We start from the raw sequence: 14,272 nt of genomic DNA, 5'->3' as shown, positions 1-14,272 counted from the left end.
GTGACCTCACGCCACTCGTGTCATGCCGTCGACCGGGCGGCCGGAGAAGGAGAGCGATGACTGGGGCGAACGGCGGCGCAGGACGGGAGCATCCGGGCGGACCGGACGCCGCGACGGCGAAGCTCCCCCGGGTCGAGCCGGGCGCGCCGGCGGGCGTCTCGCCGGGGAAGCCCAAGCGGTTCCGGTGGCGGAGCAAGGACTACTCGCCGGAGGAGCTCGCGCAGGCGCAGCAGGCGTGGCGGGCCGTCACACCCTGGGAACACCCGATGTCGCGTGGGGACAAGCTCCTGGTCTTCTCGACGCTCGGTGTCGTGCTGCTGATGGTGGCCACGATGCCGGTGCGGCCGTTCCTGCTGGCCTCCCACCCGATCGCGCTGAGCGCGGTGACCGGCAGCCTCTCCGCGATCGGCGCGGGTGCGGCGTTCGCGAGGATCGGCGAGGGCGAGCTGTGGCTCGTGGTCGCCGCGGGCGTGTTCGGAATGATCAAGTTCGACTGGCTGTTCTGGCTGGCGGGGCGGCGGTGGGGGCCGAAGATCGTCGAGCTGTTCGCGCCCGGCGACTTCGCGAAGCGGCTCGTGTCCCGGATCCGGTCCTGGCCGGCCTGGGCGATGCCACTGGTCGTCATGGCGGCGGCGCTGCCCGGGATCCCTGCACCGGCGGTGTTCGCCGTGGCCGGGCTCGGAGGCATGCGGCTGGTCTCGTTCCTGATCTTCGACGCGATCGGCGCCGCGCTGATCACGGGGCTCGTCGCAGGCCTCGGTTACGGCGTGGGCCAGCACGCGGTCGACGTCGTCCTGATGATCGACGAGTACGCCCTGTGGATCACCTTGGCGTTCGTCGTCGTCGTGGCGGTCCGGGCCGGTCGCCGCGGCCATCGCGAGGACCGGGCGAAGAAGGCGCGTGAGGCCCAGGGTCACGGCTAGGACCGGCGGTCACGAGCGTTCGCCGGGTCGTGCAGCGGCCGGCATACGGGTGTGCAAGGACACCTCGACCGGCTTCGTGGAAGCGCTGAACCGCAGCGTCCGGCCCTGGTGAGGGCCACCGCCCGGGCCCGCCCACCGGGACCGAGCTGAGCCTCGGAAATGTCACGTTCTGTCATCCGTCCCGGTCGCTCGCCCGATCGCCCACTACGGTGAGAGCAATTCGGCGATCAGCGAAGGACGTGGGGGCGGGCGAGGTTGCCCGTCGGGCAGCGGTCCACCCCGTCCCTCCTGACGTGCAGCGCACCCTGCTGCGCGTCGACGCGGTCGGCCGCGCAGATGATCGCGACATCCGGTCGGCGGTCCGAGACTGGAGGAAGCGATGGGGTTCGTCGAGTACGTCGCGCAGAACATCGCGACGCTGACCTTCTACGCGCAACAGCACTTCCTGCTCCTGCTCTACGCCGTCGGCTCGGCCTCGGCCATCGCCGTGGCCCTCGGGGTGCTCCTGCACACCAACGACCTCACGCCGCGGTCCTGGCGGCGGCAGCTGCGGGCGGGCAGCCGGGAGTCGGCGCTGCTCATCTCCTCGGCCGCCCTCACCGTCCCGTCGCTGGCGCTGTTCGGGATCCTGCAGCCCATGCTCGGTCTGGGCGTGACGCCGTCCCTGGTCGCGCTCACGATCTACGGCGTCTACCCGGTGCTGCGCAACACGGTGGCCGGGTTGGCGTCGGTCGACCCCGCGGTCCTGGACGCGGCCCGGGGGATGGGCCTCGGGCCGGCGCGGCGGATGGTGCAGGTGCAGTTCCCACTGGCCTGGCCGGTGATCGTCTCCGGCATCCGGGTGGCGACCCTGATCCTGATCGGCATCGCCGTCGTCGCCGCGGTCGTCAGCGGTCCCGGCTTCGGCCAGCCGCTGTTCAGCGGGCTCGCCCGGCTCGGCGCCGTCAACTCGTTCAACCAGGTGCTCGCCGGGACGCTCGGCTGCCTGGTGGTCGCCGCCGTCTACGAGATCGTCTTCTACATCGTCCAGCGACTGACCACTCCTAGGGGGATTCGTGTCTGAAGATTCCCGACCGATGATCGCCCTGCAGGCAATCAGCAAGACCTACCCCGGCCAGAGCGCGCCCGCGGTGCGCGAGCTCGATCTCGACGTGCCCGACGGGAGCATCGTGATGCTCGTCGGGCCGTCGGGCTGCGGCAAGACCACGACGCTCAAGATGATGAACCGGCTGATCGAGCCGACGAGCGGGCGGATCCTGCTCGACGGTGAGGACGTCACCGGCGTCGACGGGGATGCGCTGCGCCGCCGCATCGGCTACGTCATCCAGCAGGTGGGCCTGTTCCCGCACTTCACGATCGCCGACAACATCGCGGTGGTGCCGCGGATCCTCGGCTGGGAGCGCAAGCGCATCGCCGCCCGGGTCGACGAGCTGCTGCACCTGGTGGGCCTGGAGCCCCACGACTACCGCCACCGGTACCCGCGACAGCTCTCCGGTGGTCAACAGCAGCGCATCGGGGTGGCACGCGGTCTGGCCGCCGACCCCTCGGTCATGCTGATGGACGAGCCGTTCGGCGCCATCGACCCGATCACGCGCGACCGTCTCCAGGACGAGTTCCTGGAGATCCAGCGCCAGATCGCCAAGACCATCTGCTTCGTCACCCACGACCTCACCGAGGCGGTGAAGTTGGGTGACCGGATCGCGGTCTTCGGGCCCGGCGGCGTGCTGGAGCAGTACGACACGCCCGAGCAGGTGCTCACCCACCCGGCGAACGACTTCGTGGCCGAGTTCGTCGGGAGCGGCGCCGCGGTCCGGCGGCTGTCGCTGTTGGAGCTGAGCAGGGTGCAGCTGGAGGAGATGTCGCTCGACGGCGCGGGCAGCCGCAACGGGCACCCGACCTACCTGGCCGACGCCGCGGGCCGCGCGCTGTCGTGGAGCTACCTCCCGGGCGTCACGGAGATGCCCCCGCTGGTCACGGTGCCGCTCTCGGGCACCGTCTACGACGCCGTCGACGTGATGCTCGAGGCGCGCACCCCGCTGGTAGCGGTGGTCGACGACCAGGAGCGCCCGCAGGGGGCGCTGCGCTGGGACGCGCTCGTGCGTGAGCTCCCGACGAAACGCCGGCGCCCGTGAGCACGATCACCGGCGCCGACGTCCGGACGGCCGACGGCAGCGGGCCCAGGACGCGTCCGAAGTTCGACCGCTCGCTCATCGCCGTGCCGGTCATCGTGGTGGTCGGGCTCGGTCTGCTCGCCGCCTACCTGTCCACCCGGACCCTCGACAGCGTCGAGCAGCGCCTCATCAACGCGCCGAACATCATCGCGCGGGTGCAGGAACAGCTCTACGTCACCGCCGTGTCCACGGTCGTGGTGATCGTGCTGGCCATCCCGATCGGCATCTGGCTCAGCCGCCCCGCCCTGCGGCGGGTGCAGCCCGCGGTGCTCGCCCTCGCCGGTTTCGTGCAGGCCCTGCCGCCGTTCGGCGTGATCGTCCTCCTGGTGTTCACACCGCTGGGTCTCGGCTCCACCACCGCGATCGTCGCGCTGGTCGTCGCGTCGTTCCTGCCGGTGGTGACCAACACGGTCGTCGGGCTGCGGCAGGTGGACACGGCGATGATCGAGGCGGCGCGCGGGATGGGCATGTCGGCGCGGCAGACGCTGCTGCGGGTGGAGCTGCCGCTGGCGGTTCCGGTGATGGTCGCCGGGATCCGCGTGGCACTGGTCCTCAACGTCGCCACCGCGACGCTGGCCACCTACATCGGCGCGGGCGGGCTCGGCGACATCATCGACGGTGCGCTGGACCTCGGCCGCCCGAATGCCGTGCTCGTCGGCGCGGCCCTGGTCGCGGCACTGGCCCTGACCATCGACTGGCTGGCAGGTCTGGCCGAGTTCCTCGTTCGCCGCCGTAGCGGCTGATCATCCTGCCCGGCGAGGTCGCCGGGCGACGTTCGAGAAGGAGTGCATTCGTGGGTTCGACAAGTAGAGGTGCCGGACGCGCCGGAGCGGGTATCGCGATGGCAGGTGCGGTGGCCATGCTGCTCGCGGGCTGCGGTGGGCTCAGCAGCACCGGCCCGGCCGCGGGCGGGGGCAGCCTGGCCGACGGGGGGGTCTCGCTCGAAGGCCAGACCTACACGGTCGGCAGCAAGGACTTCGACGAGCAGCTGCTGCTGTGCCAGGTGTCGATCGCGGCGCTGGAATCGGTGGGCGCCACGGTCACCGACCGGTGCGATGTGGGCGGCACCGAGGCTGCCCGCAACGCCCTGCTCGGGGACCAGATCGACATGTACTGGGAGTACAACGGCACGGCCTGGATCACCTTCCTGGGCGAGACCACCCCGCTCCCCGACGAGCAGGCGCAGTACGACCAGGTCAAGGAGCGCGACCTGGCCGAGAACCAGATCGAGTGGATCGGCCGCACGCCCTTCAACAACAAGTACGCGTTCGCCGTGGCGCAGGAGAAGGCCGCCGAACTGGGCCTCACGACGCTGTCGGACATGGCCGCGTACGTGAACTCGGGCCAGCCGGGTGCCGTGTGCGTCGAGACCGAGTACGCCGCCCGCGACGACGGTCTCACGGGCCTGCAGAAGGCCTACGGCTTCGAGGTCGCCGCCCCGCAGGTCCTGGACACCGGCGTGATCTACACCGCCACGGACACCGGCGACTGCCTGTTCGGCGAGGTCTTCACCACCGACGGGCGGATCCCCGCGCTGGGGCTGCAGGTCCTCGAGGACGACAAGAAGTTCCACGCCAACTACAACGCCTCGATGACGGTGCGGAAGGAGGTGTTCGACCGGGAACCGGCCGTCGCGCAGGTTTTCGAGCCGATCGCCGCCGCGCTGGACAACCAGACGATGTCCGACCTGAACAAGCAGGTCTCGCAGGACGGCCTGCCTCCGCGTGAGGTGGCGCGTACCTGGCTGGCCGAGCAGGGCTTCATCGCCGCACCCTGATCCGGGGCCGGGGTGGCGTCGAACGTCACGGACGCGCTCGTCACGCGCGCGCCCGCGGCCTTCGTCGCCGCCTCGCGGAGCCCTCGACCTCGACAGCGGTCCGGGTCGCCGCCGTTCTCAGCGCCGCGAGGACGTCAGGATGTCGGCCTCGACGAAGCACGTGCTGCCGGTGGCGCGGGCAGCGGTGCAGTTGCAGCGTGCCCGCATGCGCTCCAGGATCTCGGTGTCGCCGATGGGAAGTGCGACCCGCAGGTGCCGGCACGCCGCGACTTCGGGGAGATCCAGCACGGCATCGACGAGACGGCTCCGGGTGCCGCACGGCACGTGGCCGGGCTCGACGTGCAGGCACGCCCAGGCAGTGGATGCGTCGACGACGGTGATCCGCGCGGTCGCCAGCGGGCGCCCGTCCTCGCCGTCGATCGTGACCTCGCGCTCTGGACGCTCTTTCATCAGTGCTCTCCGTGACGACGGGGAGGTCGGGTACAGCCCGCAGGTCGAACGTGGACCATGAGTCCTGGCACGGGCATCGTCGCCCGGGTCATCAGGGCCGTCGTCGCCACCTTCCGGCAGCCGTTTCCACCTGTCAATCACACCTTGGTGGAGTTCCTGGTGCCGTCGCGCAGCCGCTCTACTAGAAACGACTGTCGTTTTCATGTGAGACTGGAGGTTCCCCCGAGAACGGAGCATCGATGCGTCACGGGATGAGTCTGTTCCCCGTCCTGGCCCCGGAAGAGAAGAGCGCCGCCGACTACTTCGACGAGAGCCTGCGGCTCGTGGAGCTCGCGGAATCCCTCGGCTACGACCACGTCCAGATCGTCGAGCACTACCTCGGCCCCTACGGCGGCTACAGCCCGGATCCGGCGACGTTCCTCGCCGCCGCGGCGATGCGGACGACGACGTTGCGCCTGATCACCGGGGCGTCGATCCCGGCCTTCACCCACCCGCTCCAGCTCGCGGGCAAGCTCGCGATGCTGGACAACCTCTCGCACGGCAGGCTCGGCGTGGGCTTCGGTCGGGCGTTCCTGCCCGCCGAGTTCGAGGCGTTCGGGGTGGACATCGACACCAGTCGCGAGCGGTTCGCGGCAGGTGTCGAGGCCTGCCGGGCGCTCTGGGCGGGCACGGACGTGACGGTGGACGACGGGTTCCACCTGTTCGGCCCGATCACCTCCCTGCCGCGCACCGTGCAGCGCCCGCATCCGCCGATCTACCTGGCCTCGGCGATGAGCCCGCAGACCTGCGAGTGGGCGGGCCGGTCCGGCTTCCACCTCCAGGTCGTGTCGACGATCACCGCCCGGTCGCGGCTGCAGGAGATGCTCGCCGCCTACCGGGAGGCATGGGCGGCCGCGGGCAGGGATCCCGCTGACGCCGAGATCCAGCTGAAGTTCACCTGCTACCTCGACGAGGACCGGGACGTCGCGCTGCGCACGGCCGAGGAGCTGGAGCGCAACTACATCGAGAAGATGGCAGCGGTCGTCGCGGGCTGGGCGGACGTGCGCAGCAGCGCCTACGCCGGGTACGAGCAGCTCGCGGGGAAGGTCCGGCAGTACGACTTCGCGGCGTCGCACCGGGACAACAAGGTGCTCGCCGGCCGGCCGCAGGACGTGGTCGAGCAGCTCGCCACGGTCCGCGGTTGGTTCGGCGACGTCGACGTGAGCTGTGTCTTCTCACCCGGCTACCTCCCCGCGGACCGGGCGGAGGCGGCCGTCCGGATGTACGCCGAGCAGGTCGTCCCGGCGTTCGACCCCGCACCGGTGGGTGTGTCGTGACCGGCGAAGACGCGGGAGGTGGCGATCTGCACGCAGATGTCGTGGTCGTCGGGCTCGGCGCGTGGGGTGCATCCACGCTCTGGCGGCTGGCCACGGCGGGCGTCGACGTCGTGGGCGTCGAGCGCTTCACGCCGGGACACCCGTTCGGCTCGTCGCACGGGGGCAGCCGGATGTTCCGGACGGCCTGCCTGGAGCACCCCGGTCTGGTGCCGCTCGCCCAGCGCTCCGGCGAGCTGTGGGCCGAACTCGCGCAGGTGAGCGGGCGACGGCTCGTGGAGCCGACCGGCGGGTTGCTCATCGGACCACGTGACGGGCATGTCGTCGAGGGCACGCTGGCGGCGGCGCGACGCTTCGACCTGCCGGTGGAGCTGCTCGATGCCGGACGGGTGCGCGCGGAGTACCCCCTGCACGCGAGCCTGCCCGACTCCCACGCCGCGGTCCTGGAGAAGACGGCAGCACTGGTCCGGCCCGAGCAGACGATCCTCGCCGCGGTGGAGGCGGCGGCGGCCACGGGTGCACGGATCCTCACCGGCACCGCGGTCGAGGGAATCGAGCTCGTTGACGACGGCGTGGTCGTTCGGACCGCGGCCCGGAACCTGCGCGCGCGGCAGGTCGTCATCACGGCGGGTCCATGGTTCTCAGCGCTCGTTCCGGACCTCCCCGTAGAGGCGGTGCGCATGCCGATGACGTGGTTCGCGCCCTCGGGTGACCCGGCGTCGTTCGCGCTGGACCGTTTCCCGGTCTTCATCCGTGAGCTCGACGAGGGCGGCGCCGTCTGGGGTCACGGCCTCGGTGCCGACCTGGGGCCCGCCGGCGAGGTCAAGCTCGGCCTCGAGGACGGTGGCTCCGCGTTCTCCGTGGTCGACGCGGCTGCGGTGGACCGGTCGGTCTCCGAGGCGGACTGGGCGGTGCTCACCCGGCTGCTGCCCGACGCCGTCCCCGGTCTCGGGGCGGCCCCCACCCGCGCAGCGGTCTGCATGATCACCCGAACACCGGACCGCCAGTTCCTGCTCGGCCGCCCGCGCGAGGATCCACGTCTGGTCGTGGGAGGCGGGTGCAGCGGCCACGGGTTCAAACACGCCACGGGGATCGGCGAGGTGCTTGCGGACATGGTCCTCAACCGGGAGCCACGCTTCGCCCTGGGCTTCACGGACCCGAACCGCTTCAGCTGACCGCGGCGACCCGCCCCGGAGGTTCAGGAAAGCCACGTTGCTGCCCTGCACGTTCATGAAAGTGGCTTTCCTGAACCTCAGCGGGCTCGGTCGGAATCTCGGATCAGGGTCAGGGCTACCAGTACTCCCAGCGCGCAGAGCGCCGCCATCGACGCGGAGATGGCGTCCAGGCCCGCGACTACGGCGTCCTCTGCGTCGGGCGCCGCGGTGGAGACCACCCCGAACACGGCCACGCCGACGGCCGTGCCGAGCGGGAAGAAGGTGTTGGCCATGCCGGAGGCCATCCCGGCCCGGTCCGGCGTCACGACACCGACCGCGATCCCCATCAGGGACGGGAACGCCAACCCGGCGCCCGCGCCGATCAGCGCGAACCCCGGCAGTGCGGCCGCCCAGCCGCTGTCCGGGCCGATCCCGACGAGCAGCGCCAGCGCGCCCGCCGCAGCGGCGAGGTTCCCGGAGGCGATGAGGATCCGGGCGGACAGCACGCGTTGCAACGGCCCGCTCAGCGACGCCAGTACGAGGACCGGCAGCGAGAGCGCGAGCAGGCACAGCCCCGTCGCCGTCGCGGAGAGCCCGAGCGAGCCCTGCATCCAGAGCACGAAGAACGGAAGGGCGCCGAAGGAAGCCATCCGGGTCAGCAGGCTCAGTAGGATCGCGGCGCTGAACGACGGGATCCGGAACAGCCGGAGATCGAACATCGCCCGCTCGCCCCGCGCCCGCTGCAACAGGACGAAGCCCGCCAGGCCGAGCACGGCGACCCCGGCCGCGCCGAGCACCGCCGGATCCCGCCAGCCGCGCTCGGAGCCGCTGAGCACTGCGAAGTTCAGTGCGAACAGCCCGGTCACCGCGAGGGCGACGCCCCCGATGTCCGGGCGCCGGTCCCGGCCGGGTGCTGCACCGTCCGTTCTTCCGGGTTCCGCCGCACCGGGGACGAGCACGCGCAGCGTGAGCAGCAGGGCGAGGCCGATCGGGACGTTCACGAGGAAGATCCCGCGCCAGCCGAGGCCGTCGACGAGGACGCCGCCGACGAGCGGGCCGAGGTTGGCGGCAAGCGTGCCGACCATCACCCAGGCGCCGATGGTGGCGGCGCGGCGCGGGCCCTCGTAGGAACGGGCGAGCAGCGAGATCGAGGTGGCGAGGATCGCCGCGGCACCGATTCCCTGGACCGCCCGGGCGGCGATGAGCGCCTCGGCTGACGGGGCCACTCCGCAGCCGGCGGAGGCGAACGTGAACAGCGCCACACCGCTGCCGAAGACGGGCCGGTCGCCGAGTCGGTCGGACAGCGCACCCGCCGTCAGGATCAACGACGCGAACGCGAGCGTGTAGGCGTTCACGACCCACTGGAGGCCGCTCAGCCCGCTCCCCAGGTCGTCGCCGAGCTGCGGCAGGGCCACGTTGACGATCGTCAGGTCGAGCGCGGTCAGGGCGCCGCCGACGCAGACCGCCACGACGGGTCCGTGCCGCTGGATCAGGCCGGCAGGGGACTGGGTCACACATTCCTCCTCGGTGATGAAGGGCTCACGCTGGCAGAGTCAGGCGATATTGACAATCGTTCTCGTTTTACCGAAAGATCCTGCCCGGCAGCACGACGGACGAGGAGTCACCGGTGAGGGCAGATCGGATGGGTCGGCGCGCGTTCCTGCGGGCGGGAGCGGCGGCCGTGGGTGTCGTGGGGGCCTCCTCCCTGCTCACGGCGTGCGGGTCGGGTGCGGCCGGCCCCGGCCCCGCTCCGTCGACCGCCCCCGCGGCGGGCGGGACGCTGCGCGCCGCCTTCGTCGGCGGCGGGGCGACCGAGACGCTCAACCACCTCATGGGCCCGACCGCGCTGGACTACGTGCGGGCCAGGGCGCGGCACGGCGCCCTCGGCGCCGTCGACCCGTCCGCTCCCGATGGCGTCCGGTACGACCTGCTCGAGGGCATCGACGTCTCCGACGACCTCACCGAGTACACGCTCCGCCTGCGGCCGGGACTCACCTTCACCGACGGCTCCCCGCTGACCGTCCGCGACGTCGTCCACTCCCTCGCCGCCCCGGTCACGCTCGGCTCGCTGCCCTTCCTGAAGAACGCGGTGAGCGCCTTCGACCTCGACGCGGCACGGGTCGAGGGCGACCTCACGGCCGTGCTTCCCGCCCGCCGCCCGCTGGTCGACGGCCGGCTGCTGCTGTGCCAGAGCAACCTGGTCTTCCGCGAGGGCACCACCGCGTTCACCGCGGACATGCCGACCTGCGGGCCGTTCCGGATGACCGCGTTCGACCCGGGCCAGGGCTCGACCTTCGTCCGGCACGAGGGCTATGCCGCGCCCGCGGGCGCGCAAGGCCCCTTCCTCGACGGCCTGGAACTGCGCTCGATCGCCGACAGCACGGCCCGCGCCGCCGCGCTGAGCGGCGGCCAGGTCGACTACGCCGACGACCTCGCGCCCGCGACCGCTCGCACCCTCGAGGGGGACGGCGCAGTCCGGATCACGGCGACCGAGGCGCCGTTCGTCAACCAGCTGAGCTTCACCATGAACGTCGCCAGGGAGCCGTTCGGCGACCCGCGCGTGCGGGAGGCGTTCAAGCTGGCCGTCGACCGGCAGCGGATCGTCGACACGGTGTTCTTCGGCCGGGCGGAGGTCGGCAACGACCTTCCGTCGGTCGGGTTCCCGTCCTACGCGGGCGACATCGCGCAGCGCGCCTTCGACCCGGACCGCGCCCGCGCGCTGCTCGCCGAGGCCGGCGTCGCGGGCGTCGCGGTCACCCTGACCACCGGCCCGGAGATCCCCGGCATGGCCGAGACGGCCACCGTCCTCGTCGAGAACCTGGAGGCGGTCGGGGTGAACGCGACCCTGGACCAGCTGCCGGCCGGGCAGCTCTACGCGGACTTCCCCGCCTACACGCAGCTGCAGTTCGCGGGTGGCTACAACCCGCCGCAGCCGGTCCTGACCGCCTACCTGTCCACCCGGGCCGCCGGGTCGCCGACGACGTTCGGGTTCGACCGCCCGGACATCGACGAGCTCGTCACGACCGCGCGCACGTCGACCGACCCGGCTGAGCGGGACGCCGCGATCGCGGAGGCCCAGCGTCGCACCTGGGCAGAGGGCAACACGATCATCCCCGTGTTCAAGGCCGCGGCGAACGCCCAGACCGCCGCCGTGCAGGGGATCACGTATGCGCCGTTCGCCGACTTCACCGGTGCCTCGGTCCGCTGACGGCCGCCCGGGCTGGGCGCGGTTCCTGCTCGGGCGGATCGCGGGCGCCGCGCTCGTGCTGGCGGTGCTGTCGGTGCTCGTCTTCGCCGCCACGGCAGTGCTGCCGGGCGACGCCGCCGGTGGCCTCGCCGGGCCCGACGCCACCGAGGCCGAGCGGGACCGGATCCGGGCCGACCTCGGCCTGGACCGGCCCGCGGTGCAGCGCTACCTGATCTGGGCGGGCGGGCTCCTGCGCGGCGACCTCGGCACGGCATGGGTCGGCGGTCGGCCTGTGGGGGAGCTCCTCGTGGACCGGCTGCCCGACAGCGCCCTGCTCGCGGGCCTCGCGCTGCTGGTGATCGCGCCCCTCGGCGTGCTGCTCGGCCTACTCGCCGGGCTGCGCGCCGGCCGGACCGCGGACCGCGCGGTCTCCACGGGCGCGCTGCTCGCGGTCGGCGTGCCGGAGTTCCTCACCGCGGCGCTGCTCGTCGCGGTGTTCGGGACCTGGCTGCAGCTGTTCCCGCGGGTGTCGCTCGTGCCGTTGGGCGGGTCCGGACTCGACACCCCGGAGGTCCTCGTGCTGCCCGTGCTCACCCTGAGCGTCGTCGGGCTGGCGACGGCGACGCGGATGATCCGCAGCTCCGCCGCCGAGGTCGCGGCGTCGCCGTACATCGAGGCGGCGCAGCTCGGCGGGGTACGCGGGGCCCGGCTCGCGCTGCGGCACGTGCTGCCCAATGCCGCAGGTCCCGCCGTCCAGGTGCTCGCGGTCGTCGTCGGCGGGCTCGTCGGTGGCTCGGTCGTGGTCGAGACCGTGTTCGGCTACCCGGGCGTCGGACAGGAGCTCGCGCAGGCCGTGGCCCGGCGCGACGTCCCGGTGGTCCAGGGGCTGACCCTCGTGCTCGCCGCCGTCGCGCTCGCCGCGCTGCTCGCGGGCGACGTCGTCCGGCGGTTGCTCGACCCGCTGGGGCAGGGATCCGGGTGACGCTCCTGCGCAGGCCGACGGCGCTCGTGGCGGGGGCGCTCACCCTCGCGGTCCTGGTGGTCGCACTCGGCGATGTGATCGTCGGCGGCGCGCTGACCGGCACCTCACCGACCGAGCAGATCGGCATCCCCTTCGACCTCCCGAGCCCGGCGCACCCGCTGGGCACCGACTTCCTCGGCCGGGACGCGCTCTCCCGGGTGCTCGCAGGCGGCGCGGTCGTGGTCGGGCTGGCGGCGGGCGCGACCCTGCTCGCGGGTGCGGCCGGGCTGCTGCTCGGCGTTCTCGCGGGGACGGCACCGCGGCGGGTCGGCGAGCTGATCGTCCGGGTCGTCGACGTGCTGGGCGTGGTGCCCGCGCTGCTGGTCGTGCTCGTGCTCGCGGCGGGCTTCCCGGGCAGCGACCTCGCCGTCCTCGTCGCTGTGGCGCTGGTCAGCCTGCCGTTCTCGGTCCGCGTGAACCGCGCGGCCGTCGAGCGGGTGGCCACGTCGGGGTACGTCGAGCTCGCCCGCGCCCGGGGCGACGGCTGGTGGCGCGTGCTGCGCCACGACGTGGCGCCGAACGTGGCCGGGACCGCGATCACCGAGACCGGGCTGCGGTTCGTCGCCGCCGTCTACCTCACCGCGACGGCAGGCTTCCTCGGACTCGGGGCCGGGGCACCGGCCGCGAACTGGGGCCGCATGGTCGCGGAGAACCTGCCCGGGGCGGCCCTGTCCCCGTGGCCGTTCCTCGCCCCGGCGCTGCTGCTCGTCGCGCTGGCGGTCGGCGTGAACCTCCTCGCGGACGAGCTGACCGCCGGAGGACGCCGTGGCTGAGCCGGCGCTGGGTTCGGTGCGGGAGCTGGTCGTCGGGCCGGTGGGCGGTGGGGCGCCGGTGGTCGATGGCGCCTCGTTGACGGTCGGCCGCGGCGAGGTCCTCGGCATCGCCGGGCGCTCCGGCTCGGGGAAGACGACGACCGCGCTGGCCCTGCTCGGCCACGTCCGTCCCGGGCTCGTCCGGCGGGGCGGCGAGGTTCGCGTCGAGGGCACGGACCCCTTCACCCGCACCGGTGCCCGCGAGCTCCGCGGGAGGGTGGTGAGCTTCCTCGGCCAGGACCCGGCGGCGGCCCTGAATCCGCGGCACCGGCTCGGTGCCCAGATCGCGGAGTCGGTGCGGCTGCGCTGCCCCGGCGTCGGTCGCGCGGGTGCGGCGGCCGAGTCCGCGCGGCTGCTGGGGTCGGTCTCGCTGCCGGCGGACCCGGACTTCCTGCGCCGGCTGCCGGCGCAGGTCTCCGGTGGCCAGGCCCGCCGCGTCGCACTGGCGGTCGCGCTGGCGGGTGGGCCGCGGCTGCTCGTGCTCGACGAGCCCACGGCCGGGCTGGACCCCGTGGTCGCCGACTCGGTGCGGGAGCTGCTCGCCGAGGTCGTGCAGCGGTGCGCGGTCGTCCTCGTCAGCCACGACACCAGGCTCGTCGGCGCGCTGGCCGACCGCACGCTGGTGATGCGGGACGGCAAGGTCGTCGCCGACGGCGCGCCCGCCTTCGTGCTCGCAGGGCCGCCCCCGCGCCCGCCCGCGGTTCCGGCACCGGTCCGCGCCGCGGCCGCGCCGCTGCTCACGGCCGAGGGGGTGAGCGCCGCGCACGGCCGCTCCCCGGTGCTGCACGACGTCTCGTTCGAGCTCGGTGCGGGGGAGTGCGTGGCGCTCGTCGGCCCGTCGGGCTCGGGCAAGAGCACCCTCGCCCGCGTCGTCGCCGGGCTGCACCCGCCTACGGCCGGGCTCCTCACCCTCGACTGCTCCCCGCTCGCGCCCCGGGCGGCCCGCCGCACCCCGGCCCAGCGCCGCGCGGTGCAGCTCGTGGCCCAGGACAGCGTCGGGGCGCTCAACCCGCGGGAGACCGTCGGCACCGCCCTGGCCCGCGCGCTGCGGCTGCGCGGTGTGTGCGGCCCCGCGGCGTCGGTGCAGGCTGTGACGTTGCTGGACCGGGTCCACCTCCCCGCGCTGATGCGCGAACGCCGGCCGGGGGAGCTGTCGGGTGGGGAACGTCAGCGGGTGAACCTCGCGCGGGCGCTCGCCGCCGGTCCCGCGGTGCTGATCTGCGACGAGGTCACCTCGGCGCTGGACCCCGAGATCGGCGCCGCGGTCGTCGACCTGGTCGACGAGCTGCGCCGCGGCTCCGGGCTCGGGGTGCTGCTGGTGACCCACGACCTCGACGTGGTCGCCCGGAGCGCGGACCGCGTGCTGGTAGTCGACGGCGGGCGGGTGACGGCGGCCGCGACGTGCTCCTCGGTTGAATTACCCGGCCGATGGTCGACGAAAATGGTGTGAGGGCGACAGATCTA

At 73.1% G+C, this 14,272-nt stretch carries 13 protein-coding genes; 11 read left to right on the top strand and 2 right to left on the bottom strand.

Annotation, left to right across the window (positions count from 1 at the left end):
• Positions 1-56 precede the first annotated feature (56 nt).
• From CFP66_RS01295 to CFP66_RS01275, 5 genes are all read left to right on the top strand, one after another.
• On the top strand, positions 57-923 hold the full coding sequence (locus CFP66_RS01295) for a DedA family protein (protein ID WP_233159057.1): 867 nt from the start codon (positions 57-59) through the stop codon (positions 921-923).
• 379 nt (positions 924-1,302) lie between these two features.
• Complete coding sequence (locus CFP66_RS01290; RefSeq protein ID WP_094919905.1) at positions 1,303-1,986, top strand: ABC transporter permease; 684 nt, start codon at positions 1,303-1,305, stop codon at positions 1,984-1,986.
• A gap of 13 nt (positions 1,987-1,999) precedes the next feature.
• Positions 2,000-3,055: an ABC transporter ATP-binding protein gene (locus CFP66_RS01285; RefSeq protein WP_094919904.1), complete on the top strand. Its 1,056-nt coding sequence runs from the start codon at positions 2,000-2,002 to the stop codon at positions 3,053-3,055.
• Positions 3,052-3,837, top strand: a complete 786-nt coding sequence (locus CFP66_RS01280) for an ABC transporter permease (RefSeq protein WP_198961194.1) — start codon at positions 3,052-3,054, stop codon at positions 3,835-3,837. Before CFP66_RS01285 ends, CFP66_RS01280 begins: the two co-directional genes overlap by 4 nt.
• 98 nt (positions 3,838-3,935) lie before the next feature.
• Entirely contained in the window at positions 3,936-4,871 is a 936-nt protein-coding gene (locus CFP66_RS01275; RefSeq protein ID WP_094919903.1) for a glycine betaine ABC transporter substrate-binding protein, read from the top strand.
• Between the two features lie 117 nt (positions 4,872-4,988).
• Here CFP66_RS01275 and CFP66_RS01270 read toward each other — a convergent pair whose 3' ends face one another.
• A complete protein-coding gene (locus CFP66_RS01270; RefSeq protein ID WP_094919902.1) occupies positions 4,989-5,321 on the bottom strand; it encodes a hypothetical protein in 333 nt (110 codons plus the stop codon).
• Positions 5,322-5,572: 251 nt separating this feature from the next.
• On the opposite strand from CFP66_RS01270, the gene CFP66_RS01265 reads away from it, so the two are divergent.
• Positions 5,573-6,637 carry an LLM class flavin-dependent oxidoreductase gene (locus tag CFP66_RS01265; protein ID WP_233159055.1) on the top strand — a complete coding sequence of 355 codons (1,065 nt, stop codon included), beginning with the start codon at positions 5,573-5,575 and terminating at the stop codon, positions 6,635-6,637.
• On the top strand, positions 6,634-7,809 hold the full coding sequence (solA, locus tag CFP66_RS01260) for an N-methyl-L-tryptophan oxidase (protein WP_233159054.1): 1,176 nt from the start codon (positions 6,634-6,636) through the stop codon (positions 7,807-7,809). Before CFP66_RS01265 ends, solA begins: the two co-directional genes overlap by 4 nt.
• A 77-nt stretch (positions 7,810-7,886) precedes the next feature.
• On the opposite strand, the gene CFP66_RS01255 is transcribed toward solA, so the two are convergent.
• A complete protein-coding gene (locus CFP66_RS01255) occupies positions 7,887-9,302 on the bottom strand; it encodes an MFS transporter (RefSeq protein ID WP_094919900.1) in 1,416 nt (471 codons plus the stop codon).
• A gap of 113 nt (positions 9,303-9,415) precedes the next feature.
• Between CFP66_RS01255 and CFP66_RS01250 the strand changes: the two genes are divergently transcribed.
• From CFP66_RS01250 to CFP66_RS01235, 4 genes are read left to right on the top strand one after another with little or no spacing between them, the layout of a single operon-like run.
• Complete coding sequence (locus CFP66_RS01250) at positions 9,416-10,996, top strand: ABC transporter substrate-binding protein (protein WP_233159053.1); 1,581 nt, start codon at positions 9,416-9,418, stop codon at positions 10,994-10,996.
• Positions 10,980-11,957 (top strand): ABC transporter permease, encoded by a 978-nt coding sequence (locus tag CFP66_RS01245; RefSeq protein ID WP_233159052.1) that lies wholly within the window; start codon positions 10,980-10,982, stop codon positions 11,955-11,957. The genes CFP66_RS01250 and CFP66_RS01245 overlap by 17 nt, the downstream gene beginning before the upstream one ends.
• Positions 11,954-12,769, top strand: a complete 816-nt coding sequence (locus tag CFP66_RS01240; protein ID WP_233159051.1) for an ABC transporter permease subunit — start codon at positions 11,954-11,956, stop codon at positions 12,767-12,769. The genes CFP66_RS01245 and CFP66_RS01240 overlap by 4 nt, the downstream gene beginning before the upstream one ends.
• Positions 12,762-14,258 carry an ABC transporter ATP-binding protein gene (locus CFP66_RS01235; protein WP_094919897.1) on the top strand — a complete coding sequence of 499 codons (1,497 nt, stop codon included), beginning with the start codon at positions 12,762-12,764 and terminating at the stop codon, positions 14,256-14,258. Before CFP66_RS01240 ends, CFP66_RS01235 begins: the two co-directional genes overlap by 8 nt.
• The last annotated feature ends 14 nt before the right edge of the window (positions 14,259-14,272 follow it).

Source organism: Pseudonocardia sp. MH-G8 (genome assembly GCF_002262885.1).
In the GTDB taxonomy this organism is placed as follows: Bacteria; Actinomycetota; Actinomycetes; order Mycobacteriales; family Pseudonocardiaceae; genus Pseudonocardia.
The sequence above is the reverse complement of the archived record's forward strand: the minus strand, read 5'-3'. Positions and strand labels throughout refer to the sequence as shown.